Annotated in this window: 19 protein-coding genes; 7 read left to right on the top strand and 12 right to left on the bottom strand. The window is 61.4% G+C overall.

The annotated features are described in order from the left end of the window. Window positions 1-496 precede the first annotated feature (496 nt). Window positions 497-3,796, top strand: a complete 3,300-nt coding sequence (locus tag GEOBRER4_RS01375; protein WP_226377856.1) for a PAS domain S-box protein — start codon at window positions 497-499, stop codon at window positions 3,794-3,796. A gap of 271 nt (window positions 3,797-4,067) precedes the next feature. Here GEOBRER4_RS01375 and GEOBRER4_RS01370 read toward each other — a convergent pair whose 3' ends face one another. From GEOBRER4_RS01370 to GEOBRER4_RS01360, 3 genes are all read right to left on the bottom strand, one after another. Further along, window positions 4,068-5,348 (bottom strand): nitrite/sulfite reductase, encoded by a 1,281-nt coding sequence (locus tag GEOBRER4_RS01370; protein ID WP_185243914.1) that lies wholly within the window; start codon window positions 5,346-5,348, stop codon window positions 4,068-4,070. A gap of 251 nt (window positions 5,349-5,599) precedes the next feature. Beyond that, the gene (locus tag GEOBRER4_RS01365) at window positions 5,600-6,826 is read right to left on the bottom strand and encodes a sensor domain-containing diguanylate cyclase (RefSeq protein WP_185243913.1); all 1,227 of its coding nucleotides are present in this window, start codon (window positions 6,824-6,826) and stop codon (window positions 5,600-5,602) included. Between the two features lie 37 nt (window positions 6,827-6,863). After that, on the bottom strand, window positions 6,864-7,796 hold the full coding sequence (locus tag GEOBRER4_RS01360) for a CopD family protein (RefSeq protein ID WP_185243912.1): 933 nt from the start codon (window positions 7,794-7,796) through the stop codon (window positions 6,864-6,866). A gap of 226 nt (window positions 7,797-8,022) precedes the next feature. On the opposite strand from GEOBRER4_RS01360, the gene pepN reads away from it, so the two are divergent. Next, window positions 8,023-10,665: an aminopeptidase N gene (pepN, locus tag GEOBRER4_RS01355; RefSeq protein WP_185243911.1), complete on the top strand. Its 2,643-nt coding sequence runs from the start codon at window positions 8,023-8,025 to the stop codon at window positions 10,663-10,665. Window positions 10,666-10,746: 81 nt separating this feature from the next. Here the strand turns inward: pepN and corA are convergent, their stop codons facing one another. The 6 genes from corA to msrB all read right to left on the bottom strand — a co-directional run bounded on the left by corA (window position 10,747) and on the right by msrB (window position 15,646). Then, a complete protein-coding gene (gene corA / locus GEOBRER4_RS01350; protein ID WP_185243910.1) occupies window positions 10,747-11,808 on the bottom strand; it encodes a magnesium/cobalt transporter CorA in 1,062 nt (353 codons plus the stop codon). An 8-nt stretch (window positions 11,809-11,816) separates the two neighbouring features. Next, a complete protein-coding gene (locus GEOBRER4_RS01345; RefSeq protein ID WP_085814230.1) occupies window positions 11,817-12,284 on the bottom strand; it encodes an EVE domain-containing protein in 468 nt (155 codons plus the stop codon). 20 nt (window positions 12,285-12,304) lie between these two features. Then, the gene (locus GEOBRER4_RS01340) at window positions 12,305-12,457 is read right to left on the bottom strand and encodes a hypothetical protein (RefSeq protein WP_185243909.1); all 153 of its coding nucleotides are present in this window, start codon (window positions 12,455-12,457) and stop codon (window positions 12,305-12,307) included. A 53-nt stretch (window positions 12,458-12,510) separates the two neighbouring features. Next, window positions 12,511-14,244: a DNA polymerase/3'-5' exonuclease PolX gene (polX, locus tag GEOBRER4_RS01335; protein ID WP_185243908.1), complete on the bottom strand. Its 1,734-nt coding sequence runs from the start codon at window positions 14,242-14,244 to the stop codon at window positions 12,511-12,513. 128 nt (window positions 14,245-14,372) lie between these two features. After that, a complete protein-coding gene (gene msrA, locus GEOBRER4_RS01330; RefSeq protein WP_185243907.1) occupies window positions 14,373-15,017 on the bottom strand; it encodes a peptide-methionine (S)-S-oxide reductase MsrA in 645 nt (214 codons plus the stop codon). 86 nt (window positions 15,018-15,103) lie between these two features. After that, a complete protein-coding gene (msrB, locus tag GEOBRER4_RS01325) occupies window positions 15,104-15,646 on the bottom strand; it encodes a peptide-methionine (R)-S-oxide reductase MsrB (RefSeq protein ID WP_185243906.1) in 543 nt (180 codons plus the stop codon). 204 nt (window positions 15,647-15,850) lie between these two features. Between msrB and GEOBRER4_RS01320 the strand changes: the two genes are divergently transcribed. The 4 genes from GEOBRER4_RS01320 to sucD all read left to right on the top strand — a co-directional run bounded on the left by GEOBRER4_RS01320 (window position 15,851) and on the right by sucD (window position 19,078). Further along, window positions 15,851-16,276: a hypothetical protein gene (locus GEOBRER4_RS01320; RefSeq protein ID WP_185243905.1), complete on the top strand. Its 426-nt coding sequence runs from the start codon at window positions 15,851-15,853 to the stop codon at window positions 16,274-16,276. 20 nt (window positions 16,277-16,296) lie between these two features. After that, window positions 16,297-16,620, top strand: a complete 324-nt coding sequence (locus GEOBRER4_RS01315) for a hypothetical protein (RefSeq protein WP_185243904.1) — start codon at window positions 16,297-16,299, stop codon at window positions 16,618-16,620. A 316-nt stretch (window positions 16,621-16,936) separates the two neighbouring features. Next, window positions 16,937-18,097 (top strand): ADP-forming succinate--CoA ligase subunit beta, encoded by a 1,161-nt coding sequence (sucC, locus tag GEOBRER4_RS01310; protein WP_085814235.1) that lies wholly within the window; start codon window positions 16,937-16,939, stop codon window positions 18,095-18,097. Between the two features lie 84 nt (window positions 18,098-18,181). Beyond that, window positions 18,182-19,078 (top strand): succinate--CoA ligase subunit alpha, encoded by an 897-nt coding sequence (sucD, locus tag GEOBRER4_RS01305; protein ID WP_185243903.1) that lies wholly within the window; start codon window positions 18,182-18,184, stop codon window positions 19,076-19,078. 69 nt (window positions 19,079-19,147) lie between these two features. Here the strand turns inward: sucD and GEOBRER4_RS01300 are convergent, their stop codons facing one another. Further along, the gene (locus GEOBRER4_RS01300) at window positions 19,148-19,969 is read right to left on the bottom strand and encodes an epoxyqueuosine reductase (protein WP_185243902.1); all 822 of its coding nucleotides are present in this window, start codon (window positions 19,967-19,969) and stop codon (window positions 19,148-19,150) included. Between the two features lie 269 nt (window positions 19,970-20,238). Here GEOBRER4_RS01300 and GEOBRER4_RS01295 point away from each other — a divergent pair, with 269 nt between their 5' ends. Further along, on the top strand, window positions 20,239-21,420 hold the full coding sequence (locus tag GEOBRER4_RS01295) for a methyl-accepting chemotaxis protein (RefSeq protein ID WP_185243901.1): 1,182 nt from the start codon (window positions 20,239-20,241) through the stop codon (window positions 21,418-21,420). A gap of 184 nt (window positions 21,421-21,604) precedes the next feature. Here the strand turns inward: GEOBRER4_RS01295 and GEOBRER4_RS01290 are convergent, their stop codons facing one another. Both GEOBRER4_RS01290 and GEOBRER4_RS01285 read right to left on the bottom strand, forming a co-directional pair. Then, window positions 21,605-23,893 carry a serine protein kinase PrkA gene (locus tag GEOBRER4_RS01290; protein ID WP_185243900.1) on the bottom strand — a complete coding sequence of 763 codons (2,289 nt, stop codon included), beginning with the start codon at window positions 23,891-23,893 and terminating at the stop codon, window positions 21,605-21,607. 15 nt (window positions 23,894-23,908) lie between these two features. Then, a complete protein-coding gene (locus GEOBRER4_RS01285) occupies window positions 23,909-25,534 on the bottom strand; it encodes a SpoVR family protein (protein WP_185243899.1) in 1,626 nt (541 codons plus the stop codon). Window positions 25,535-25,612 lie beyond the last annotated feature (78 nt).

The following is a 25,612-nucleotide window of genomic DNA, read 5'->3' as shown; positions in this document are numbered from 1 at the left end:
AACATAGTTTTCCACATCTGCGGTGGATACAAGAGCTACTCCCACCATAGCTCTACGCGTAAACACCTGTGCTGCGCCGCGGGTTGTCCACTTTAGACCACATATGCGGGGGTGCCGACAGATTCTTGACGTTTTCCCTGTCCCTGCCCCCTCCTCCCCTCTCCCGGCGCCGGCCGCCCGGTAAAAACGGCTAAAGCTATGGCTGAATAAAGCCGTAATCATTTATGAATATACTGCAGCAATTTCTGTCAAAGGGATTAGGGTTGAAGCCTTCGCAACGGACGTTCCTGTCATAAGCGGGGACAAATTATATTATTGTTATTTTTTTCAAAACGTATATAACAGTGGTTGTTGAGCTGAAGCCGCTCTTGAGAGCACCTGTGACAGTAGAACCAAGCTCTGTCCCAGTACGGTCTGTGAAACTAGGGTTGGGCCCCGCTCTGGCCCGATCTGGCTGATCGGAGTTTCCGTGCTTGTCACCAGCATGAAAACCAAAATGGCACTGGCCGTCTTCCTGCTCGTCGGCCTGCTGATGTCGGTGACCGCCGTGACGTCGGTGTTGTACTACGAGCAGCGGTTCAAGCAAAATATATCCCTGCAGCAGTCCACCCTCCTCGACTCGCTCGCCTACCAGGTCGACAACCGGATCTCCGATTTCATGTCGGACCTGGAACAGCTCGCCGCCGACATCGGAGAGCAAACGCTGGCCAACCCCCATGAGGCCCAGTCGCTGCTTAATGCGCACAAAAAGCAGCGGGTATTCTTCGACAATTCCCTGTTCCTGTTCTCGAAGACGGGGCATCTCATCGCCGCGAGCCCTAAGGATCTCAACTTCATCGGCAGGGACTTCTCCTTCCGCGAGTATTTCAAGCAGACCCTGCTGTCCGGGAAGATGTACGTCTCCGCGCCCTTCGCCTCGATCCAGAAGCAAAGCCACCCCATCATCATGTTCAGCACCCCGGTTTACGACTCCAAACACAGGATCATAGGCATCCTGGGGGGGAGCATCGATCTGCGCCAGCAGCAGTACCTGCGCTCGCTGGCCGAGCTGAAACTGGGGCAGAAGGGTTTCCTCTCGCTCTACGACAGCAACCGCTACGTCCTGATGCACCCGAACCCCAAACGGGTGCTGCACCGCGACCTCCCGGGAACAAACGACATGGTAGACCGCGCGATCGCGGGGTACGAGGGAACCCGGGAGAGCAAGACCGTAGCGGGACTGCCGGTGCTGCGCTCGGTGAAGCGGTTGAAATCCACCGACTGGATCCTGGCCGTCAGCTATCCGCTCAGCGAGGTGTACGCGCCGCTTGGAACCGCGAGGAACTATTTCCTGGCAGGCTCGCTGGCCGCGTCACTTTTATCCATCCTGATCGTGTGGCCCTTCATGGGGTACCTGACACGGCCTATTTTGTCCTTCACCCGGCACCTGGAGCAGCTCCCCAGGCTCAAAGGCACCCAGAGGCTTGCGCCGGTCACCTCCGACGACGAAATCGGGCAGATGGCACGGACCTTCAACAAGATGCTTCTGGAACAGGAGCGTTCCCGCGATTTCTACCTGACCCTGTTCGAGAACTTCCCGGCCATGATCTGGCGCACGAGAACCGATGGGAAGTGCGACTACTTCAACCAGATCTGGCTGGAATTCACCGGGCGGACCATGGGAGAGGAACTGGGAGACGGCTGGCTGCAAGGGGTGCATCCCGACGAGCTGGATTTCTGCGCCCGCACCTACCTGGAAGCCTTCGAAAACCGCAGGACCTTCCAGATGGAATACCGGCTGCGGCACAAAAGCGGCGGCTACCGCTGGATCACCGACATGGGGAGGCCCTTCTACGGCCTTGACGGCGAGTTCGCAGGGTACATCGGGACCTGCTACGACGTAACCGAGCGGCAGGAGTCGGCGAACAAGATCCTCAAGCTGTCGCGGGTCATCGAGCAAAGCCCCAACGCGGTCCTGATCGCGACACTGGACGGGACCATCGAATACGCGAACCCGAAGACGGTGGAGGCGACCGGATACGCGGTCAAGGAACTGGTGGGGAGCGACATGAAACGGCTCCTGCCGCACGAGGAACAAACCCGCTTCAAGCTGGCGCTGCGCGAACTGGCGCGGCGAGGGAACGAGTGGCGCGGCGATGTTCCCGCCCGCAGGAAGGACGGCACCGTTTTGTGGGAACAGGTGACCCTTTCTCCCATAAAGACCATGGACGGCAAGGTCACCCACCTGGTCTGCACCAAGGAGGACATCACCCAGCGCAGGCAGTTCGAGCTCTCGCTCAAGGAATCGGAGGAGCGTTACCGCCTGCTGTTCGAGAACAACCCCCACCCGATGTGGGTCTACGACCTCAAGGCCCTCTCCTTCCTGGCGGTGAACCACGCGGCCCTCAGACACTACGGCTACACCATGCAGGAGTTCCTGGGGCTGAGCCTGAACGACCTCGCGGCCGGCCCCGGAGACGGGGCGCAGTTCCAGCAGTTGTGGGAGATAAGAGCTGAAGGGACGCCGCTCAAGCGTCACATGAAAAAGGACGGGAGCGTCATTTTGGTGGAGACCACCTCGCAGGTGATGAAGTTCGCCGGGGTCGACGCCGAGGTCGTCATGGTGCACGACGTGACCGAGAGGATCAAGGCCGAGCAGGAGAAGCTGGCGCTGGAGCACCAGCTCACCCAGTCGCAGAAGATGGAGGCGATCGGCACCCTGACCGGCGGCATCGCGCACGACTTCAACAACATACTCACCGCCATCATCGGCTACACCACCATGATGCAGCTGGAACTGGACGAGGCCCACCCCCTGCAGCGCAAGGTGGGTGAGATCCTGCGCGCCTCCGAGCGCGCCGCGAGCCTCACCCGGAGTCTGCTGGCCTACAGCAGGAGGCAGGTAGGGAACCCGGTCCCCGTGGGGCTCAACGCCATCATCAACAACGTGGACATCCTGCTGCAGCGCCTGATCCCCGAGAACATCGAGTTGAGGTTGCAGCTTGTCCCGGAGGAACTCTCCATCATGGCGGACTCGGGCCAGATCGAGCAGGTGATCATGAACCTGGTGGTGAACGCCCGGGACGCGATGCCCGATGGGGGAGTTCTCAGCCTGTCGACGCAGAGCCTGGTGCTGGACCGCGCGTTCGTGGCGAAGCACGGCTACGGGGGGGCGGGGAATTATGTCCTTTTGTCCGTCGCCGATTCCGGCGTCGGCATGGACGAAAAGACCAGGGACAGGATCTTCGAGCCCTTCTTCACCACCAAGGCTCCCGGCAAGGGGACCGGCCTTGGGCTGGCCATGGTGTACGGGATAGTGAAGCAGCACGGCGGCTTCATCAACTGCTACAGCGAACCGGGACACGGCACCGTGTTCAGGATTTACCTGCCGCGCACAGATGCGCCAGCCGAGAAAGAGGCGGCCCAGGCGGATCAGGAGCTTCGGGGAGGGGACGAGACCATCCTGCTGGTCGAGGACGACGCGGTTATCAGGGATATGGTGGCAGAACTACTGGAGGAATTTGGCTACAAGGTGATCAAGGCGGTGGACGGAGAAGATGCGGTGCAGAAGTTCCAGGGGGCGGCCAATGAGGTGCAGTTGGTGATCCTGGACGTGATCATGCCCAAGCGAAACGGCAAAGAGGCGTACGAGGATATCTCGCGAATCAGACCGGGTGCGAAGGCGTTGTTCATGAGCGGTTACACGGCGGACATCATCACCGACAGCCTGATCAAGGGGGACCCGCGCCACTTCGTGTCCAAGCCGATCTGCATCAACGATTTGATGGGCAAGGTGAGGGACCTATTGGACGAGTGAATACCTTCAAGACAAAAGGCACTCACCACAGAGGATCACAGAGGAAAGACAAAAGCGGGGAAAACCTCAAACCTTTATGGGGAAAACAAAGGCCAAAAAGCCGGAAGCAACAGCGCTCACCACATACGTTCACAGACTTATATCAAAAACAGGAAGGCACTCCACAGGGGATAAAGGCGATATCCCTGTAGAGTGCCTTTTAGCTTTCTGAGGTATTTCAGGTTTTCCTCTGTGGTTCCTCTGTGTACCTCTGTGGTGAGTGCCTTTGCTTTTAGATCTTCTTCACCTCAGCCAAAAGCTGCGGCAGGGTGAGCCCCTGCTGCACCGGCTCGGCAAACGGGCCTGCGCCCGAGCGGTACAGGTCGAAGCGCGGCGCGCGCCCCGCCGGGTCGGTAACGAGGCGCGAGGCGACGATCCCAGCCTGCGACAGCTGGGGCTGGGCGCAGCAGTTGGGGCAGCCGGAAATGGCCCAGGTAAGGCCTAGCGCCTCCTCCCCCATCTCTTCCACCACGGCCGCCGCGACCTCGCGGGTAGGCGCGAGCCCCATGATGCACTCGTGGGTCCCAGGGCAGACCCTGAAGGTTACTCTCTCCCTGGTGCTTTCCCCCGCAAACCCCGCCGCGGCCAGGGCGGCGACCGCCTCATCGCGCTCCCCGCCATCGACCAGGTGCAGCACCACGTTCTGGTCCCCGGTAATCATCAAGATCCCGCCGCAATGCTTCCGGGCGATTTCCGCGAGCGCGGCGAGCCCTGCGCAGGGAAGCTCCCCGGCGAACACGTGCGCCACCAGGCGACCCGAGGCATCCGCCGGCACGGGGACGAGGCTCCCGGTCAAGGTCGGCGCGCTGGAAACCTCCTCGAGCTCCCCCAACACCCTCAGCCGGAACTCGTCCTGCCCGATCTCGCGTATCAGGTGCTTCAGACGCTTGCCCGCCGGGGTGTGCGCCTCGTAGACCTTTGCCACCCGCTCGATCAGCGGTATCAACGCATCCTCGGCCACGTCCCGGGCCAAAAGGAAACCGGGGATCGGTTCGCGGCCGAGGCCGCCGGCAGCCCAGACGTCGAAACGGGATGGTTCCCCCGACGCCGCCGGCACGAGCCCCAGGTCCTGAATCAGGTGCCTGCCGCTGGAGACGTCCGCCTCCACCCCGACCTTGAACTTCTTGGGGAGCTTCTCGAAGCGAGCGTTGCCGGTGAAATGCCGGTGGATGCGACGCACCAAAGCTTCAAGCGCGGGAGCGCCGGCCGCCGACAGGCTGCCGCAAACGACGCCGCGCACCGCGCCGCCGCAGGCGCCCCGGTTGTAGAGCCCGACCTGCGCCAGCTGCCCCGCCACGTACTCCAGGTCCCCCTCGGTGAGCCAATGCAGCTCGATGCTCCCCCTGGTGGTCAGATGCACCACCCCCCTGGCGAAGCGCTCTGCCAGTTGCGCCACCTTCAGTGCCTGTTCCGCGGATACGATCCCGGCGGGAAGCTTCACCCGCTGCATGTAAAATTCCTTCTGGCGCTGGGGGTAAATCCCCTCAAGGCGCAGGTTCTTCTCCACAGTCATGGCCTGTCTCTCCTTCTAAACTCTGTCGGCGGCTGCTGCGCCGGTGGCTGACGATAGTACAGCGTTCGCCCCATCATGTCACCCGAAAATCCCATGGGTACGCCACGCCCCCGGCACAGGAAGCGGGCGAAGCTTTTCCGGCGCGTCTGTTGGGGAAGAGCTCGGCTGGAACACCAAGGGGTGGGGACAGCGACGGGGCGAGAAGCGGATGAAAAGATGCCGGGGGAGAAAGCTTTACGCAGCTTGGGCGGTCAGACTACGCGGTCACGTCCGGCGCTCTTAGCGGCGTAGAGCCTTTGGTCCGCCCGCTTGAGGACATGCAGCAGGTCGGGGTCCCCCTCTTTTACGGCGGCGGCCCCAAGGCTCGCCGTGAGGGTGATCTCCTCCCCTTCGACCAGGTACGGCTCATCCCGGAGCAGGGACCAGATCTTTTGCGCGACCATCCGCGTCTGTTCGAGATCGGAGCCCGGGAGCATCACCAGGAACTCTTCGCCGCCAAAGCGCCCGATGGAATCGTAACTGCGCAGGGAACGGGTGATCCTCGCCGCGAACTGCTGCAGCAGGACATCGCCCGCCAGATGGCCGTAGCTGTCGTTTACTTCCTTGAAGCGGTCGATGTCGATCATGATGAAGCCCAGATCCGCGTCCGAGTGCCCTTTCTCTTTCCTGCGGGAGCAGCGGTCGAACTCCTTGCAGGCAAGGAGCTCGATCTGGCTCTTGTTGAAGGTCCCGGTGAGGGCATCGGTCATGGTCTGCTTCGTAAGCACCTCCTGGATCTCCTTGATCTCCCGGGTCCCGCGCCGAATCAGGAAGTAGGAGATGCCGAATACGATTATCAGGAGGCCGGCCACTGCGCCGAGCGCCAGCGCCGCAGTATTGGCGGTGTCGTCACGGTACTTGGTGACGTCGATGTAGACCTCGAAACTACCTATCACCCTGCCGTTGTCCCAGATCGGGATGTACGTCTCCACCACGTCGACGTTGAACTTCGACTCCGAGGCCAGGTCCTTCACCTCTTCCTTGCGCTCGAGCTTGGAATCGAAGAGCCCGTCCAGGGCGTGGTCCAGCCGGGAGTTGTGGCTGTCGACCTTGCCGATCAATGCCGGCTCGGTGCTGTAGACGATCCTGCTGTCGGCGGAGTAGATCTTGATCTTTACGATGTCGAACGGGGAGAGGAACCTCCTGAAATGCCGGTCCATCTCCGGCAGGTCGGCCGGAGCGACGACGACTTTCAAGCTGCCGTCGGGCTGTCTGGAGGTAAGGCGTCGCCGATCGGTGGCCAGGAGGGCGCTGCTGACCTTTATGGCATCTTCCTCGGCGTTGCGGATCACGTGCCGCTGCAGCACCTCCACGAAGACCAGGCCCGCAACGGAGATGATGACGAAGGTGGAAACCAGCGCGATGACGACGAAGAGGCGCAGCAGTGCGTCGGGGTTTCTGTCGGGGCTGCTCTTGGGGAAGATGCGGAGTTGCTTCACGAACCCATCCTTGTTCCCGGTTCTGCCGGGGGGGTATCTAGGCCCAGCGCCAAAGGGCAAGGATCAGCACCACCAAAAAGACGATGCTGAGATTCATGTAGGCCATGAAGAAGAAAACGCGTTCGTGCAGCGGCGCCTTGCGATCGGCGTGCGCCACGAGGGCTCCTACCGCAGGCATGGCGGCTACCTTGTCCGAACCGTGGGGGGCGAGTTTGAGCGCTTCGGTGAGGTCTTCGCCGGCGTTGTGCCGCCCCATGTGCACCCCCTGCTTCCACAGCCTGCTCGCGGTGGCGTCGTAGATCTTCCCCTGGTAGGCGAACCACACGGGACGCCCCTCCTTGCCGTCGCACGAGGCCAGTTCGTCAATGGTGAGATCCCCCCCGAGCGGTGGCGCCGCCGGTTCCCTCCGCTTGGCCTTGAGCTTCGGGCCGATGAAGAGCACCACGTAGGCCGCGGAGAGGACCATGACCAGGTACAGGGATATCTTGACGATGAGGAGCACCCCGAAGCGGGTATGCAGCAGCATATCCCAAGAGGTTACGCGGTAGTGAGTGAGAACTGCTCCGGTAATCCCCATGACCACCATGGACATGACCCCCACCCGGACCTCTCCCCGCGGCAGGCCGCCGGCGGCGTAGGCAGGCTTCAACACCAGGTGCACGTAAAGGATGGTGCCGAACCAGAGGATGGCGGTGATCATGTGGAGGTACCCGATTGCGAAGCGGAAAAGCTTGGCTGCGGGGGCGAGACCGCTGGGCTGGGCGGGCGCTGCGCTGGGCGAGGCGTCGGGCAAGGTGTGCCGGACGGAGAAAGCTTCCCCCAAGGCGGTAAGTTCGCCTCCACCCGAAGGGTCGACGTGGCAGGCGGAACAGCTCTTGCCTGTCTGCGCCGCGTACTGCTCTGTGGCACTGCAGGGAAGAACATGCCAGGAGAAAAGCGCGAACAGTATCAGGGTGATGACGATTTTCATGTGGCATCTTATAGCGTTATCGACTGACAAAGTCAACATTGCTATACCAGTAGGACTGGCGCCTGTATCTGCCCTTTAAAAGGCTTCCGCACCCGTTATCCACGCAAGAGCCCGCACGGAGTCGATCAGGCAGGTTGTTTCCCCTCCGCTAAGGCATTGAAAACAGTCGTTCGTACCGGTACAATACCTCCTTTGCCATCCAAACATCCTTTGCGAGGGAGACACTATGCATACCTGCCAGCACCAGACCGTTTACCAAAAAGATTACGCCGCGCCCGATTACCTCGTGGAGACAGTGGAGCTCTCCTTCGATCTCGACCCGGACCTCACCCGTGTGGTTTCGAGGCTCAAGATCCGCTCGAACCACGACCGGGCCGGCGGCGTCCGGCCGCTGGTGCTGGACGGGGAGGAATTGACCCTGGTTTCACTCAAGCTGGACGGGGTCGAGCTGGAGCCTTATCGCTACCAGGCAGGCGAGGGCACGCTCACCGTGAACGATCCGCCGGAGAGCTTCGTGCTCGAGGTGACAACCGAGATCAGCCCGAAGGCGAACACGGCGCTCTCCGGGCTCTACGCCTCGGGTCCCATGCTCTGCACCCAGTGCGAGGCGGAAGGGTTCCGCCGCATCACCTACTTCACCGACCGTCCCGACGTCATGGCGGTCTACACCGTCACCCTCAGGGCCGACAAGAGCTCCTGCCCAGTGCTTTTGGCCAACGGCAACCTGGTGGAGAAAGGTGATTTACCCGACGGGCGGCATTTCGCCACCTGGCACGACCCGTTCAAAAAGCCGAGTTACCTCTTCGCCGTGGTGGCAGGGGACCTGGCCCATATTCCCGGGAGCTTCACCACCATGAGCGGGCGCCAGGTCAACCTGGAGATCTACGTCGAGGAGAAGAACCGGGGGAAGTGCGACCACGCGCTCAGGTCGCTCATCGAGGCCATGCGCTGGGACGAGGAGCAATTCGGGCGCGAGTACGACCTCGACACCTACATGGTCGTAGCCGTCGACGACTTCAACATGGGGGCCATGGAGAACAAGGGGTTGAACGTCTTCAACTCCCGCTATGTCCTCGCCAGCCCCGAAACCGCCACCGACGACGACTACCAGGCGATCGAGGAAGTGATCGGGCACGAGTACTTCCACAACTGGACCGGCAACCGTATTACCTGCCGCGACTGGTTCCAGCTCTCCTTAAAGGAAGGACTCACCATCTTCCGGGACCAGGAGTTCTCCGCCGACATGCAGTCGCGCCCGGTGAAGAGGATCGCGGACGTGAGGCTTCTGCGCTCCTCCCAGTTCCCCGAGGACGCGGGGCCGCTGGCCCACCCGGTCCGCCCCGACTCCTACGTGGAAATCAACAACTTCTACAGCATGACCGTCTACCACAAGGGGGGCGAGGTGATCAGGATGCTGCAGACCCTCCTGGGGCGCGAGGCGTTCCGCGCCGGGATGGACCTGTACTTCGAGCGGCACGACGGCCAGGCGGTCCGGGTGGACGAATTCGTCCAGGCCATGGCCGACGCCGGTAAGCGCGACCTCTCCCAGTTCATGCGCTGGTACAACCAGTCCGGCACCCCGGTCCTCACCGTGAGCGACGACTTCGAGCCGGCAAGCGGCGTCTACACGCTGACCGTTACGCAGAGCTGCCCCCCCACTCCGGGTCAGCCGGAGAAGGAGCCGTTCCACATACCGCTCGCCATGGGGCTTTTGGACCGGCAGGGGCGCGAGCTGCCGCTGCAGCTTGAGGGAGAGAAGAGCCCGGGCGCGACCACCCGTGTGCTGGAGCTGCGCCAGGAGACGCAGAGTTTCCGCTTCACCGGGGTCGGGTCGAAGCCGGTGCCGTCGCTCTTGCGCAACTTCTCCGCGCCGGTGAAGCTCGTCTACCCCTACAGCGAAGACGACCTCACCCTGTTGATGACCAGCGACAGCGATCCCTTCGTACGCTGGGAGGCGGGTCAGGTGCAGGCGGTGCAGTTGATCATGGGGCTGGTGCGGGAGATCCAGGCAGAGAGAGCACCGGCGGTGCCGGAAACCTTCATCCGCTCCTTCGCGACGCTTCTTACCGACAAACGGCAGGACCGCGCTTTCCTGGCCGAGGCTCTCACGCTGCCGACCGAGAGCTACCTCGCCGAGCAGATGGAGGTGATCGACCCGGCCGCGATACGTGAGGCACGGGAGCTGGTGCGCACGACTGTGGGCGAGCGGCTGCGGGAAGAGCTGGTGGCGGCGCGTGAAGCCTGCGCCCCCAAGTCCCCCTACCACCCGGACGACGGCCTCGCCGGTTGCCGCAGATTGAAAAACCTCTGCCTCTCCTACCTCATGGCGCCGGGGTCCCGGGAGGCGGTCGGCATGGCGATGGAGCAGTTCAGGGGTGCCGACAACATGACCGACAGCCTGGGCGCTCTTGCCACGCTGGCCGGCTGCGACTGCCCGGAGCGCGACGAGGCGCTGGAGGCGTTCTACCGTAAGTGGCGCGACGACCGCGGTGTCATCGACAAGTGGTTCAGCCTGCAGGCGACGTCCCGTCTGCCGCAGACGCTCGACCGGGTCCTCGAGCTCTTGGAGCATCCAGACTTCGACATCCGCAACCCGAACCGAGTCCGTTCCCTGGTGGGAGCGTTCAGCCAGGCAAACCAGGTCCGCTTCCACGATGCGGAGGGGAGGGGGTACCGGTTCCTGGGAGACCAGATCCTGCGCCTGAACGGCATCAACCCGCAGATCGCGGCCAGGATGCTGACCCCCTTCAGCCGCTGGCGGCGCTTCGACGCGGGGCGGCAGGAGCTGATGAAGAAAGAGCTGGAGAGGATTTTAGCCGAGCCGGACTTGGCGCGTGACGTCTACGAGCTCGCGGCGAAGAGCCTGTAGCATTCCGAATTCTTCAGACGCAAAGAGGGCCGGGGATTTCCCCGGCCCTCTTTTGTTTACTGGGAACTCGGCTGGCACTCTTTATATCCATCGCCTCTTTTTGAAATAGATCAGCATCCCTCCGCCGATCACGGCGGAGAGAAGCAGCACCATGAAGTAACCGTAGTGCCATTCCAACTCGGGCATGTATTTGAAGTTCATGCCGTACAGCCCGACAAGAAAGGAGAGGGGCATGAAGATGGTGGCGATGATGGTCAGCACCTTCATCACCTCGTTCAGACGGTTGGATACGCTAGAAAGGTAGATGTCCAGCATCCCGGAGAGCATCTCGCGCAGGGTCTCCAGGGTGTCCAGCACTTGTACGGTGTGGTCGTAGAGATCCCTCAGGTAGATGACGGTTGTGTCCCTGATCAGCTGCGAGTCGCGCCGCTGCAGGCCGCTCGCTACCTCGCGCAGCGGCCACAAAGCCTTGTGCAGGAACAGCATCTGCCGCTTCAATTGGTAGATGGACTGAACCGTTGCCGGCGTCGGGTTCCCGATCAGCTCGTCCTCGATGTCCTCGATGCGGTCGGCCAGTTGCTCCAGCACCAGGAAGTAATGGTCCACTATGACGTCGAGAAGGGCATGCAGCAGGAAATCGGGACCCATGCTGCGCAGCCGCGCTTGTTCGTTGTTCAGCCTGCTCCTGACCTGCTCGAAGACATCCCCCTCAATCCCCTCCTGAAACGAAATCAAGTAGTTCTGCCCCAGAACCAGGCTCACCTGTTCCGACCTCAACTCACCGCTCTCGCCATCGAGCGTGATCATCTTGAGGACCACGTACAGGTATTCCCCGTAGTCCGCAGCCTTGGGCCTTTGGTCGGTGGCGAGGATGTCCTCCAGCACCAGTGGGTGGATTCCGTAGCAACTGCCGAAGTGCCGCAGCACCTCCAGGTCGGCAAGCCCGTCCACGTTGACCCAGGTCACCGTGGGGAGCGGTTTTTTCACCAGGCATCGGTCTATCGACTCGACCGGCCGCGCCTCAACGTGCGACTCGTCGTATTCGACCAGGTCGATACGGGTGGCGCCGCTTTTGGCGCGCCCCATGTGGATCAGGGTTCCGGGGGCAAGTCCCGCTTTCTTCGAGCGCTTCTTTATCGACATGATTCCCTCTAGTGGATTGCGGCCAGTTTCAGTATCCGGTCCCATTCTTCCTTGCGGACCGGCTGGATCGAGAGGCGGCTCCGGTTCAAAAGCGCCATGTCGGAGAGCTCCGGCACCGTCTTCAGCTCCGCCAGGGTCACCGGGCGCGGCAGCTCGCGGACGAATTTCACGTCCACCATGTACCAGGTCGGCTTTTCCGGTTTGCTGCCGGGGTCGAAGTATTTGCTTTCGGGATCGAAGGCGGTGAAGTCGGGGTACCCCGCCCTTACCACCTCTGCGATCCCCACTACCGCGGGCTCGGCTATGTTGCTGTGATAGAAAAGCACCAGGTCGCCTACCTGCACCTCATCGCGCAGGTAGTTTCGCGCCTGGTAGTTGCGCACGCCGTCCCAATGCTCGGTTGCGCCGGGGCGGTGCTTCAGGTCCTCCAGCGAGAAGCTGGAGGGCTCGGACTTGAATAGCCAGTAGTTGGGCATGGTTCATTCCTCAGGGCACGTCATTGGTTCTCAGCCTCTTGACAGTCAGGGCACACATCCTCTGTTTGAGTATCTGCTATGTCTTTGAGGAATGTGCGGCCGCAAACATTACAGGTCTTTTCTTCTTGTGTCACCATCAGTACAGCGAACAGATCCTCGATGAAATCGGTCATGACTGGCACTCCTTCTGAGCTCCCACCGTGAAGCCCGCCGCCTTCGAGCCCTGCTATCCCTTGACCATCTTCCTCTTCTCCCTGAGCTTCTTCAGCAACTGGTCGGGCTCCAGCGTGTTCAGCACATCCGCAGGCTCAAGCCAACCGCGCTGGGCGACCGATATGCCATAGGGTAGGAAATCGAATTGCAGCTTTGCGTGGGTATCGGTATTTACCGCGATCATGATTCCAAGCTCCTTGGCCCGGCGCACGTGCTTGTCTTCCAGGTCCAGCCGCATCGGGTAGGCGTTTATCTCCAGGGCGGTTCCGGTTTCCTTCGCTACCCGCAGCACCTCGTCCATGTCGATCTGGTACCCTTCCCTCTCTCCGATGATGCGCCCGGTGGGATGGGCGATGATAGAGACGTAGGGGTTGCGCATGGCGGCCACGATGCGCGCGGTCATGACTTCCTTCGAGTTGTTGAACCCGGAATGGATCGATGCGACCACGATGTCGAGATCCTTCAGCACCTCGTCGGGAAAATCGAGCGCCCCGTCCCCCAGGATGTCCATCTCCGTGCCGTGCAGGACCCGGAAACCCTTCAGCTCCCGGTTCAGTTCCTTTATCTCGGCGGCCTGTTCCCGAAGCCGCTCCACCGTGAGACCGCGGGCTACCCCCAGCCCTTGGGAATGATCGGTGACGGCCAGGTAAGAAAGCCCCCGCTGCCTTGCCGCCTCCACCAGCTCCGAGATGGGGTGGGCGCCGTCGCTCCACCTGGAGTGAACGTGGAGGTCTCCCCTGATATCGGCCTGGCTCACCAGGTGCGGCAGCTTGCCCAGAAGCGCAGCCTCGATCTCGCCGCGGTCCTCACGCAGCACCGGCGGAACAAAGGCCAAATCCAAGAGGCGATAGATGTCTTCCTCGTTCTCGCCCCCCAGGCGCTGGTTGTCCTCCTCGCGGAAGATGCCGTATTCGTTGATCTTCATCCCCCGCTTCTGGGCCATCTCCCGCAAGCGGACGTTGTGCGCCTGGCTGCCGGTCAGGTAGGCTAAGGCGGCGCCGTAGGAGGCAGGATCCACCACCCGGAGATCCACCTGCACCCCCTCGCGGATGGTGACGCTGGCCCGGGTCGGGCCGCGCATGATGACGTCGTGCACCTGCGGAAGATCAACGAAAGCCGCCATGACGGCGGCGGGATCGGGTGAGGTGGCGACTATGTCGATATCCTTGATGCTGTCCCTGCGCCTCCTGATGCTTCCCGCCACCTCGACCCGTTCCAGCGGGGCCCGCTCTTTGAGGGCTTCCACCAGGTCCTGCGCCGCTGGGAGCATGCGTCCAAGCGGCTGGCGCTCGCGTCCGCGCTTCACCGCCGCTATCCCCTTGAGGATGTTTTCCTCCGTCTTCTGCTTGATCCCCTTGATGCCGATGAGCCTGTGTTCCAGGGCGGCCTTCTCCAGCTCCTCGATGCTCGCGACCTGCAGGGCGTCGTAGATCGCCTTCGCGGTCTTGGGCCCCAGGTCCGGGATGGCCAAGAGCGCGAAGACTCCGGCCGGGACCTCCTGCTTCAACTCCTCGTAGACCGCCATGGTCCCGGTTTGCAGGTACTCCTCGATCCTTGCCGCGAGATCCGCCCCCACCCCCGGGATCTCCAGGAGTTCCTTGTGGGAGAGCTGCGCCAGGTCGCGGCTGAAGCCTTCCAGGTTGAGTGCCGCGCGCCGGTAAGCCCTGATCTTGAAGATATTTCCTTCCTTGAGATCCAGGATGTCCGCGATCTCGGAAAAGATCCGTGCGATTTCCCTGTTTTTCATGACCTCTCCCGATGATACGGGTAATCACCAAAACATAGCGAGCTTGTCCAGCTTGTCCCCGAAGCAGTTGTACCGCGAAGGGGAATAGCAGCCTCATCGCGAAGGGGGGCTTGTCCCCCATAGCGGGTTCACCGCGAAGGGGGACCCCACAGTTCCTTCAACCTCCGGTCGCGTCCGCAGCTCAGACGGTAGTAGGAATATCGGATCGGGTTCTTCTTGTAGTAATGCTGGTGGTATTCCTCGGCCGGATAGAATACCCCCGCCGGCACGATCTGGGTGGCGATGGGTTCCCTGAACCTCTTGCTCGCCTCCAGCTCCTTCTTGGACTGCAGAGCCAGCCGGTGCTGCTCCTCGTTTTGGTAGAAGATCGCGCTCCGGTACTGCTCGCCGCTGTCGCAGAACTGCCGGTCCTTGGCCAACGGATCTATGTTGTGCCAGAAGACGTCGAGTAGCTTTGCGTACCCTATCTTCGCCGGGTCGTAAAGCACCTGGATCGATTCGGCGTGCCCCGTCGTCCCGGAGGATACTTCCTCGTAGGTGGGGTTTACCTTGTGGCCACCGGTATAGCCCGAGGTGACGGAGACCACGCCCGGCAGTTCATCGAACGGGTGCTCCATGCACCAGAAGCACCCTCCCGCAAAGGTCGCCTTCTCCAGATGTCCTGTCGGCTGGGACCCCTTGCCTCCCTGCGCCGTAGCGCTTGCGGCCAGGGCGGATCCCGCGGCGCAAAAAAACGCCGTCATGGTAAGTATCATGATTTTTAGAGGTTTCATCACTGCTCCTCCTCTGCTTAGACCCAGCGGGAGTCGCCCGCCGCGGCGTCAGACTCCCGTCGCGGCAGGATTCCGAAGGACCTCCGCTATTTGGTCGCCACAAACTGCAGCGCCGCCGAGTTCATGCAGTAGCGAAGCCCGGTCGGTTTCGGCCCGTCGTTGAAGACGTGTCCCAGGTGCCCACCGCAACGACGGCAAAGGACCTCGGTGCGCGTAGTGAACCAGCTGCGGTCCACCTCGGTCTTGACGTTCTCCTTGGCTATCGGCGCCGTGAAGCTGGGCCAGCCGGTGCCGGATTCGAACTTATCCTCGGACCGGAACAGATCGAGGCCGCATCCGGCGCACCGGTAGACGCCGTGCTCATGGCTGGTGGCGTATTTTCCGGTGAAGGCCCGCTCCGTCCCTTTCTCCCTCAGTACATGGAACTGTTCCGGAGTCAGTATTTTCTTCCACTCTTCCTTGGTTTTAACTACTTCGTCGCTCATGACGTAGGTCCCCTTCTCGGCCGAAAAGACCTTGATCCGCGATGCAGCGTTAACTATTGCCGAATCTTTGCCAGATTCAAGAACGACCAGAACTGACGCAACGAGAACTGTCAGCAACCCTGCTAGAAATGTCGCTTTCTTCATGGCCTTATTCTCCTGTAGGCTGTTCCATATCCCTTTTTCACAGCTCTTAGGATAGCATAAAGGCCGTAACAATTCATGACAGTTGCAGTGAGGTGAGCTAAGGCATGCTCAACTGTGCCGATACTTTCAGGGGCATTTTTAGGTTGAACGGATGCCGGTTATCCTCAATAATAGCCAGGTTCAGATTGCAGCCCTGGAGGAACAATGAAGACACGTTTGATGCTGCTGGCGCTCACCCTGACTGCATCCGCCGCCGCTGCGGAGATGTATACCTGGAAGGATTCCAAGGGAACCACCTTCTATACCAACAGCCTGCACGAGATCCCGGCGCGCTACGTTAAAAGGGCCAGGGTCCTGGATGTGGCGACCGGGAAAAAGGGTGGGCCGGCCCTCGAGCATCCTGGTACGCCGGCGGCACCGGTGGCGGGCGGCGCGTCCCCTCAACAGCAGACACCACCGTTGGTGCAGTCGGCGGTCCCGCAGCCACAGCCTGCCGCGCCGGCGGCCTCGCCCCTCGCCGCCCCGGCGCCTGCGGCTCCGTCCAGCGCGGTCTCCGCCGCACCTCAGCAGCGTTCGCAAGTGGGACGCCAGAGAGCCCCCCGCAGGCAGCGCGGTTCCGGCGAAGAATGACCGAGGATATTGGAGCGCACATGACCAGAACAGTATTGATTGCGGGCCTGCTGCTGACAGCGGGCGCCGCCCACGCGGAAGACCTTGTCTGCCAGGGGAACATCTTTAGCACCCAGGGGGAAGGGATAATCGCCAGGAAACACCGCTTCGAGGTAAACGGGATTACCGGCGCAGACATCGGCGCGGTCCTGGAGCAATGCCGGAAAATAGCCCTGGAGCGGCAGGGACGAGCCGCGAGGAAAAACCCCGGCGGGAGCTTCCGAAGGATGTCCGAGGTGGAGCTGGACTGTACCCGGGGATCGGAGAAAACACAGATTCGCCGCATCATCCAGACGGAACGCTAGCCGCCGGACCGGATCTCAGCCCGCTACGGGCGGAGCCGCGCAGAAGACAGACACATGAAAGGAGGCCGGTTTCCGGCCCCCTTTTTTTTGCTCTAATGGAAACAGCAGTTGCCACCTCGTTGCCCCTTCCATGTCAGCCGTAAACTTTACATCGCCATTCCAAAGCCTTACCACTCCGCTCCTATCCCGTCTGCCACAAAACGATAAAATTAAACGGCCGCTCCACTTTTTTTCTTAGAAAAGGCTGGTAGAACAATAACGTGCGGCGCCGTAGGGTCCGCAGCCGGCAACCAAAGCTTCAAGACAGGAGATAATGATGAACATCCACGAGTACCAGGCGAAGGAAATACTGAACGCGTTCGGTATCCCGGTGCCCCGCGGTCGGGTGGCGCTCACCGCGGACCAGGTCGAGCGCGCCGCCAAGGAAATGGGGGGGCGCTGCGTGGTCAAGGCGCAGATCTACGCGGGTGGGCGCGGCAAGGCCGGCGGCGTCAAGCTGGTGCACCACCCGGAGCAGGCCCAGGACCTTGCCAAGGAGCTGTTCGGAAAGACGCTGGTGACCCCGCAGACAGGTCCGGAAGGGCTCAAGGTTAGGCGCATCCTGGTCGAGGAGGCGGTCGACATCGCCCGTGAATTCTACCTCTCCATCACCCTGGACCGCGGCACCTCGCGCTACATCCTCATCGCCTCGGCGGAAGGGGGGATGGAGATCGAGGAGGTGGCGACGAGGAGCCCCGAGAAGATCCACACGCTGACCATCGACCCCTTCACCGGGCTTCGGTCCTTCCAGGCGCGCCACATCGCGCTGCAGTTGGGGCTTTCCGGGAGCGTCTGCGAGGACTGCGTCAGCCTCATCCTCAACCTCTACCGCGTCTGCCTGGAAAAAGACTGCGCGCTCGTGGAGATCAACCCGCTGGTCGTGACCCGCGCGGGGTGGCTCATGGCCATGGACGCGAAGATCACCTTCGACGACAACGCCATCTTCAGGCACCGCGAGTACCCCGACATGATGGACTACTCCCAGTTGGACCCGCTGGAGATCAACGCCGGGAAATACGACCTCGCCTACATCAAGCTCACCGGCACCATCGGCTGCCTGGTTAACGGCGCAGGGCTAGCCATGGCGACCCTGGACGTCCTGAAGGAGTTCGGCGGCGAGCCCGCCAACTTCCTGGACGTAGGGGGCGGGGCCACCCGCGAGAAGGTGGCCGAGGCGTTCAAGATCATCCTGCAGGACAGCGACGTGAAGGGGATCTTCGTCAACATCTTCGGCGGGATCATGCGCTGCGACGTGATCGCCCACGGCATCATAGAAGCGGCCAGCGAGGTGAACTGCACCCTCCCCATCGTGGTCCGCATGGACGGGAGCCAGGTCGAGGAAGGGAAGAGGCTTCTGACCGAGAGCGGCCTGAACGTACAGTGCGGCGACAACCTCGGGGACGCGGCCGCGCGCATCGTTAAGATGCTGGCGGGATAGCTTCGGCGGCTGCGACGGCGCACCGCCCGTATAAGAGGAGGAGAGCGCGGCTACCAAAAAGAACAAGGAAAGTGGGGAGTCAATATGTCCATACTGATCAACAAGTCGTCGAGAATCGTGGTGCAGGGGATCACCGGCCGCAGCGGGCTCTTTCACACCCAGCAGTGCCGCGAGTACGGCAGCAACATCGTGGCGGGGGTCACCCCCGGCAAGGGGGGGATCCACATCGAGGGGATCCCCGTTTTCAACACGGTAGCCGAGGCGGTGAAGTACACCAGCGCCAACGTCTCCATGATTTTCGTGCCTCCTCCCGGCGCCGCGGACGCCATACTTGAGGCGGCCGCCGCCGGCCTGGAGCTAGCCGTCTGCATCACCGAGGGGATACCGGTGCGCGACATGGTGCCGGTAAAGGCGGTTCTGCAGCAAAGCAAGATGCGCCTGGTCGGCCCCAACTGCCCCGGCGTGATCACCCCCGGAGAATGCAAGATCGGCATCATGCCCGGTCACATCCACAAGCCGGGCAAGATAGGGGTCGTCTCCCGCAGCGGCACCCTCACCTACGAGGCGGTCAAGCAGCTCACCGACATGGGGCTCGGGCAGTCGACCTGCGTCGGCATCGGGGGGGATCCCATCATCGGGATGAACTTCGTGGACGTGCTGAAGATGTTCAACGAGGACCCCGGCACCGAGGGGGTTTTCATGATCGGCGAGATCGGGGGGGCGGCTGAGGAAGAGGCGGCGGTCTGGATCCAGAAGCACATGACCAAGCCGGTGGCGGCGTTCATCGCCGGGGTGACCGCGCCTCCTGGCAAAAGGATGGGGCATGCCGGCGCCATCATCACCGGCGGCAAAGGAAAAGCCGCGGACAAGATCCGCACCCTCACCGAATGCGGCGTCACCGTCGCGGCAAGCCCCACCAAGATGGGAGAGGCGATGCAGACGGCGATGGCCTCGAAGGGAAACGGCAAGAAGCAAAAATGACAGACAGCGCAGGACCCAGCAGGTCCCCCCTCCCGCCCCGGATGAAGGGCAGTTTTCGCCGCCGGCCCGTTACGGTATCTTCCCCTCGCAGGGGACCTTGGTCTGACAGAGACCGCAACCTGTGCTGGTGACCTGGTACGTCTCTGCTACCTTTGCCGGAATGGTGCCGTAGACGTGATCGCGGCAGATCCTCTTGTCGTGCCCCTCCTTGGAAAGGGCGCCGACAGGGCAGCGGCCGATGCAGGCGCCGCAGGTTCCGTCGCGGTGCCACAGGCAGTTGACCTTGTGGTGCAGGTAGGGGCGCGGCGACGGCTTAAGCGCCAGGTCAGTTATCACCGTTCCCAACCGGTGCGCTATGCCGCGCTCCGTGATGAGCCCGTCGTTCAGGCTGAAGGTGCCAAGCCCTGCGGCGTAGGCTGCATGGCGCTCGGACCAGGACGAGGCGATGCCGACCGGGGTCTCGCCGTATTCGCGCCAGGCGGGGTGCAGCTGCGGCGCCAAGGCGCGGTGGCCGCGTTCCTCCAGGAAACGGACCAGGTGCCGGCGCAGCGAGGCGTTGAAGGTCTCCCCGTGCTGCCGGGTTTGCGCCCAGGCCCGCGAGGGGTACACCGTCTCCGGCCGGTTGCTGGTCCGGGTCGCCTCGGTGATGGGCAGCACCCAGCAGATCACGGTACGGGGATGCCAGGGTTCTCCTGCGTCGGCTAAAGCCAGTTCGTGCGGGGTGAGGTGGAACTCCCCGATCACCGACTTGTACTGCATGAACAGAGCATCGTCCGCGGCGGCGAAACCAACCAATGGATCATCGAAGTAGCGTTCCCCTCCCTCACCGAACCGGTTGCCGCTTTCTTCCCGAACGAACCGACCTATCTCTGCAGAGATGATCCCGTCCATTTGCACCCTCCTTAAATTCTTCACTTGGCTGACGGCGCTCAAGAATACCATGTTTTGCAGGCGCCAGGACGCAAACTTTTCCCTGTTTCCTCCCACGGCTAAAACTGCTGCCGACACGCCTCGAATGCAGATTATTTTCCACCAATCCGCCGCCTTTTGCTCACGTGACCCGTCAAGTTTTGCCGTCGCCCCCCGATAAGTCAGAAGGTAACAAAACATCGTTCGCAGCACTGTTTACACGTTGGCGCACCACCGGCAAGGAGAAAGGCATGAACCAGATCTGGAACTATTACCTCGACCTCACCATCAAATTCAGGCTGAGCCTTTTATGCATCTGCTACAGCCTCTGCCTCATTGCGTCCGCGGTCGCGGCGCAGGCGGACTCGCCGGTGATCAAGTTCGGCTCCGTCACCCTCTTCATTGCCCTGGGGGGGCTGTTCGGCTGGATCAACATCTGGTCCATCAGGACTCCACTCGCCAGAACCGTCGATTACCTAGAGACCATGGCACAAGGGGATCTGAGCGAGCAGATCGTGGTGAACCGCCATAACGAGATCAGCCAGATGCTGCACGCGGTGAAGAAACTCCAGGAGTCGATGCGGGGGATGATCGCCGGCATCAAGCAGACCGCCGACCACCTCACCCTGGCGTCTTCCGAGTTGAGTTCCACTTCGCAGCAGATGGCGCAAGGAACCGAGCACGCCTCGCGGCAATCCAATTCCGTCTCCTGTGCGGTGGTCGAGATGGCGGGGGTGAGCAACGACATAGCCTTAAGCTGCCAGCAGATGGCGGATCGCGCCGGCAGCACCAACAGCGCCACGAGCAGGGGAGAGGAGACCATCGTCCGGATGACCGCAGTGATGGGGGAGATCGAGCGGATGGTGATCGGCACAGTGGACGCGGTCAAGGCCCTGGGGGCCAACTCCGATAAGATCGGCGACATCGTGGTGGCCATCGAGGACATCGCTGACCAGACTAACCTGCTGGCGCTCAATGCCGCCATCGAAGCGGCACGCGCCGGGGAGCAGGGACGCGGCTTTGCGGTGGTGGCCGACGAGGTGAGAAGGCTCGCAGAAAGAACCACCGCCTCGACCCAAGAGGTGCAGACTATCATCCAGAGCCTGCAAGGAGACGTGAAGAACGTGGTGGGGCTCATGGAACGGAGCGCCGACAGCGTCAGAAGCGGGACCGAGGACGTGCAGCATTCCAGCCGCGCCATAGGGACCATCAAGGAGCAGATAAACCCGCTTCTGGAGTACGTGGCGCAAGTCGCGACTGCGGCGGAAGAGCAGTCGGCGACAACGTCAAACATCACCGGCAGCATGAGGGACATAATCGGGGTGGTGGAGGAGGCTGCAAGCGGAGCGAGGAATTCGGCCCGCGCCGCCGCGGAGTTGGCCGCCTCGGCGCGCACCCTCCAGGAGATGGTGAACCGGTTCAAAACCGTCTAAAACCAATTGACGATTGACGATGGACAATTGACAACGAAAAGCCGAAGCCGCGACGTGCATTGATTCTAAATGGCTTCGGGAGCAAAGACAAAGGGGGATGCCGCTGCAGTCAGGTTCGCGGTCATCCCCCTTTGATTTTTCCAGGTTTTAGTTGTCAATTATCCATTGTCAACTGTCAATTGGTTTACACATGGAACTTGCGGGCGAGGTCGTTGTCTATGACGTAGACGCAGATCTCTTTGGCGAATTGCTTGGTGTACTTGAACTTCACGGAACTGAGGTTGTTGATCAGGAAAGTGACGTCGTCCCGGATCCTCTTGTCGTAGGTCTTGAAGGCGTCGGTGTCGAAATCCTTGATGGCACGCCGGAAGTTCGCGTTCTCCAGGAACGGCTCCAGCACCTTTTCCTTCAGGTTGAAGACGTAGCGGTCGTGCAGCGACTGGAACAATGCGGTATCCTGGGCGCGCTTCCCTTCCACCATGATTTCCTGGGTCAGGGTGCGGCCGGTGTACTCCCTCTGGGTCTCCTGCCGGAAGGAAAGCCGCGCCTCGTCCTCGGCCTTGGGCCCTATCAGCCGCCTCTCGATTCCTGCCAGAAAATCCTCGGTTATCTCCAGTTTCTCGCCCGTGAAGCGGCAGACCTCGACGGCGCCGGGCTCGAAGTTGACGGCGAACATGTAGTGCAGGATGTCGCGCTCGATCTGGGACTCGTTGTAGTAATAGAGAGCCTCCTTCACCTCCTGGAGCACCACGTAGTCGTAGTTGTGCACCAGCGACTCCATGAAACCTTCCGGGATAGATTCCTTGAGCTCCTTGTGCCACCTGGTGAAGAAAGTGGAAAGGTGGCTCATGGTGATCATCTTGTCCTTCCTGGCGTAGGCGGCGTAGAAGTCGGAGAAGATCTTGATCGACTCGCGCCCGGAGAAGCCGTGGTCCCCCTCGTGCTCGCTCTCGGCGATGATTTTCTTACGCCTCTTGGCGGTGAGCCGCTTTCTGTCCTCTTCGGTGAGCCACTCGGGGATGTGCCCGGTGTAGATCTCCATCTTCAGGATCTGCAGGTTCTCGTCGCAGTAGAACCGGTACTTCTCGGGGTCGCCGATCCATTCCAAAAGAGCATCGGATTTCACGTTCATCCGGGTCGAGATGATGACCCGCGCGAAGTTGTGCAGCACCCGGGGGAGGAAGCTCGCGTCGATGTGCTTGCCGAAGATGTTGCGGTAGATCTCCACCTCCGTGTTCAGGTCCATGACGTAGGGGATGTTGATGAACTCGATGCGGTCCGAGAAGGACTGAACCCCCTCGATGCTCCGCTCGTCCTCGGGGTTCATCAGGGCGATGAAGAGGCTCCTCACGTTCTCCTCGATGTCCTCGACCTTGTGGATCCCCTCGCTGATGATGTTGTGCAGTTCCAAAAGGCGCTCGGCGTTATGCGACTTCACGTCCATAAGCGCGTAGATCCCGTTGTTGGTCTTGGCGAAGTTGGAGAAGATGTACTTCACCTCGTTGCTGTCGCCCAGCAGGAGGTCGATCTTCCTCTGCAGCATGTCGTTGGTGAGGATGTTCTGCTTCATCGACTTGTCGCCGGGGTTGAATACGGTGATCCCCTCCCCGAGCCTGCGGTTGAAGCGGTAGGGACGGACCTTGATCATGCGGAAGAGGTCTGCGGGGTCCTCGAGCCTCGCCGAAAGCGCCTGGAAGATGGAGGTGCAGATGGTGCAGGGGGAATCGCGGAAGACCCAGTCGTATTCCTTCTCGGTGAAGAGCTTCCACTTGAAGGAATCGTTCTGGAACAGGTCGTCGAAAAACGCCCTGCGCTGCGCCTTGTCGATCATGAGGATCGGCGAGTCGTGCGACGGGCAGGGAACCTCTACCACGTCGCCGCCGCGCAGAAGGGCCCGGGTGTCGATATGCTCGTGCGTCTCCAGCTCGTACTCGTCCAGGAGGTGGGAGAGCTTCTCGACGAAGGCGCTCACCTGGTGCTCCTTGAAGCTCCCCAGCACGCGGCGGTCCAGGTGCCACACCACCTCGTAGCAGGTCCCCTGCTCGGTGCTCGCGTACTCCTCGAACTTCATCAGGATGTTGTTCAAGAAGGTGCTTTTGCCGGAACCCGGGGGCCCCTCGAAGATGTAGATCTTGTTCTGCCGGGCGCCGCTCTTCATGGCGGCCACGTGGTTGATGAAGCGGTTGGCGAACAGGCGGTCCGCGAAGAAGGGGCGGTCCGAGTTCTCCACGAAGAGCTTGCGGGTGTCGTAAGGGACGAAGTTGATCGACTCGGGGTCCTCCGGATACTCGTCGGTCCCTTCGCTCACGTAGTTCTTCACCATGTCGTGGAAGAGCTGGAAGATGTTGCGCATCACCCTCTCAGGCTGCTCGGTTGCGAGCTGCATGAACTCCTCGAAGGACATGTGCGCCGCGTTCTTGTGCTCCACGATGGTGCGGCTCAACTGCTTTATGACTGTCTCTAGATCTGGCATGAGCTTATCCGCCTGTCACAGTACCTGCCGGCTCAGTGTCTTTTCCTTCATGGTGTAGACCACGCGCTGCCATGTGATCTCCGCCTCCTCACCACCCTCCTTGCCGGCGGTGCCGCGGGTCTGTTCGATCACGGCCTCGCTCGTTTCAAGCTGTACCGGCGCCCCCCAGAGGTACTCTATACCCACCATGGTGTTGGCGATGTACTCCGATACCAGTTGTTTCCCCTCGAAGTGGTGCACGAGGTAGAGTGCGCCGTCCTCGCCCCGCTCCGGGGCGATCTCGATGTGCGGCGGGTGGTACAGCGAAGCAAGCACCATGTCGCGGTACTCGCGCGCGTCCCGGCTCTTCACGTAGTACTGCCAGACCATGCGCTGCGGGTCTAGCCTCTTGCCGGTGACGAAGAGGTCATAGCGGTTGGTGAAATCCTGGTCCACGAATTCCTTGATGAAGAGGTAGTCGCAGTAGTTGCTTCTGACCTTGAACAGGAACTCGTCGCCCTGCCCGGTCCCGGCATCGAACTCCTTCCTCTGGTTGGCGTCGGAGAGGCGGTGGAAGTCGTACCCGGTCTTCCCCTTGTCCCCAATCTCCTTCAACTGGTACATGAGTCGCATGCCGAGCGCGTACGGGTTCATCCCGACCCGGGGCATTGAGGTGACGCCGGCGTGCACACGGGCGAAGTCGACCTCGTGCCCCTTGATGCGGTCGTCCACGAGGAAGAGCTTCTCGTGCCAGTAGCTCGCCCACCCCTCGTTCATGATCTTGGTGCGGATCTGGGGCTGGAAGAAGATGGAGGTCTTTCTCACCACCTCGAGCACCGAGCGCATCCAGCTGTTCTCGTCGCGGGCCAGGAACTCCGAGTTCTCGATCAGGAAACGGAGCAGGTCGCGCCGCTCGATCCTCTTCACACTCCGGCTCTTGGCGAAATGCGCCTCCATTTCCGGGTACTTGGCCGTAACCTCGGCGAAGAAGATCCGCTCCCCTTCCTCCTTGTCCTGGAGGACCGCCTCGTTGTACCGCGCCACCTCCTTCAGGTACTCGGCCACCGGCAGCTTTTTCTCCACCTGCAGGAAGACGTCGAAGTAGTAGTCAAGCCGGCTCGAGGTGGCGGTGTCGGGGGACTTGAAGAGCGGCGACAGCTCGTCGTGGTAGGCGACCAGGTTGTCGATGGAGCGGGCGAACTCGAGGATGTAATCCACCCAGCGCCCCTTCTCGGCGCGCAGCTTGGCGATCACCCTCTTGTCCGAAAGCGCCTGCCCGGTGAAGTCGTACTCCCAGGTGTGGCGGAAATAAAGGTTGTTCTGGAAGAAATCGATGTGGCCAAGCACGTGGTAGAAGATCATCACGTTGAGCCAGTCGGGGTTATTGTCGTTGTAGAACGAGATCGGGGGACGGGTGTTGATCACCGTCTCGTAGGGGTTGTGCGGGTAGAGTTCGTACTCCCCTTTTCCCCGGAGCACCTCGACGTCGTGCACCCAGTAGTCGTAAAGGGTCGGGATCATGACCTTGGGGGAGAGCTCGATCAGGTCGCGGTTGGTCACGATGTATTCGAGGCTCTCGTCGGTGAAGGAGAGCCCAGCGGCGCGCGCCCGCTCCTTGCACCCTTCCATGATCTCTTTGGTATGTTGGTTGATCAGTTCCATAAAAGCCTCTAAAAAACCAGATTAAGAGGAGACCCAGATTAAGATTAAGTAAACCCTGCTTCACCTCTCAATCTGCCT

The organism is Citrifermentans bremense, from assembly GCF_014218275.1.
In the GTDB taxonomy this organism is placed as follows: Bacteria; Desulfobacterota; Desulfuromonadia; order Geobacterales; family Geobacteraceae; genus Geomonas; species Geomonas pelophila.
Note: the sequence above shows the minus strand (reverse complement) of the source record. Positions and strands in the feature narration are given on the sequence as shown.

Excerpts from the sequence above, each read along its gene's own strand:
- GEOBRER4_RS01375 (WP_226377856.1), top strand. The coding sequence starts at position 497 with ATGGCACTGGCCGTCTTCCTGCTCGTCGGCCTGCTGATGTCGGTGACC.
- GEOBRER4_RS01370 (WP_185243914.1), bottom strand. The coding sequence starts at position 5,348 with ATGACTGTGGAGAAGAACCTGCGCCTTGAGGGGATTTACCCCCAGCGC.
- GEOBRER4_RS01360 (WP_185243912.1), bottom strand. The coding sequence starts at position 7,796 with ATGAAAATCGTCATCACCCTGATACTGTTCGCGCTTTTCTCCTGGCAT.
- pepN (WP_185243911.1), top strand. The coding sequence starts at position 8,023 with ATGCATACCTGCCAGCACCAGACCGTTTACCAAAAAGATTACGCCGCG.
- corA (WP_185243910.1), bottom strand. The coding sequence starts at position 11,808 with ATGTCGATAAAGAAGCGCTCGAAGAAAGCGGGACTTGCCCCCGGAACC.
- GEOBRER4_RS01345 (WP_085814230.1), bottom strand. The coding sequence starts at position 12,284 with ATGCCCAACTACTGGCTATTCAAGTCCGAGCCCTCCAGCTTCTCGCTG.
- GEOBRER4_RS01340 (WP_185243909.1), bottom strand. The coding sequence starts at position 12,457 with ATGACCGATTTCATCGAGGATCTGTTCGCTGTACTGATGGTGACACAA.
- polX (WP_185243908.1), bottom strand. The coding sequence starts at position 14,244 with ATGAAAAACAGGGAAATCGCACGGATCTTTTCCGAGATCGCGGACATC.
- msrA (WP_185243907.1), bottom strand. The coding sequence starts at position 15,017 with ATGAAACCTCTAAAAATCATGATACTTACCATGACGGCGTTTTTTTGC.
- msrB (WP_185243906.1), bottom strand. The coding sequence starts at position 15,646 with ATGAAGAAAGCGACATTTCTAGCAGGGTTGCTGACAGTTCTCGTTGCG.
- GEOBRER4_RS01320 (WP_185243905.1), top strand. The coding sequence starts at position 15,851 with ATGAAGACACGTTTGATGCTGCTGGCGCTCACCCTGACTGCATCCGCC.
- GEOBRER4_RS01315 (WP_185243904.1), top strand. The coding sequence starts at position 16,297 with ATGACCAGAACAGTATTGATTGCGGGCCTGCTGCTGACAGCGGGCGCC.
- sucC (WP_085814235.1), top strand. The coding sequence starts at position 16,937 with ATGAACATCCACGAGTACCAGGCGAAGGAAATACTGAACGCGTTCGGT.
- sucD (WP_185243903.1), top strand. The coding sequence starts at position 18,182 with ATGTCCATACTGATCAACAAGTCGTCGAGAATCGTGGTGCAGGGGATC.
- GEOBRER4_RS01300 (WP_185243902.1), bottom strand. The coding sequence starts at position 19,969 with ATGGACGGGATCATCTCTGCAGAGATAGGTCGGTTCGTTCGGGAAGAA.
- GEOBRER4_RS01295 (WP_185243901.1), top strand. The coding sequence starts at position 20,239 with ATGAACCAGATCTGGAACTATTACCTCGACCTCACCATCAAATTCAGG.
- GEOBRER4_RS01290 (WP_185243900.1), bottom strand. The coding sequence starts at position 23,893 with ATGCCAGATCTAGAGACAGTCATAAAGCAGTTGAGCCGCACCATCGTG.
- GEOBRER4_RS01285 (WP_185243899.1), bottom strand. The coding sequence starts at position 25,534 with ATGGAACTGATCAACCAACATACCAAAGAGATCATGGAAGGGTGCAAG.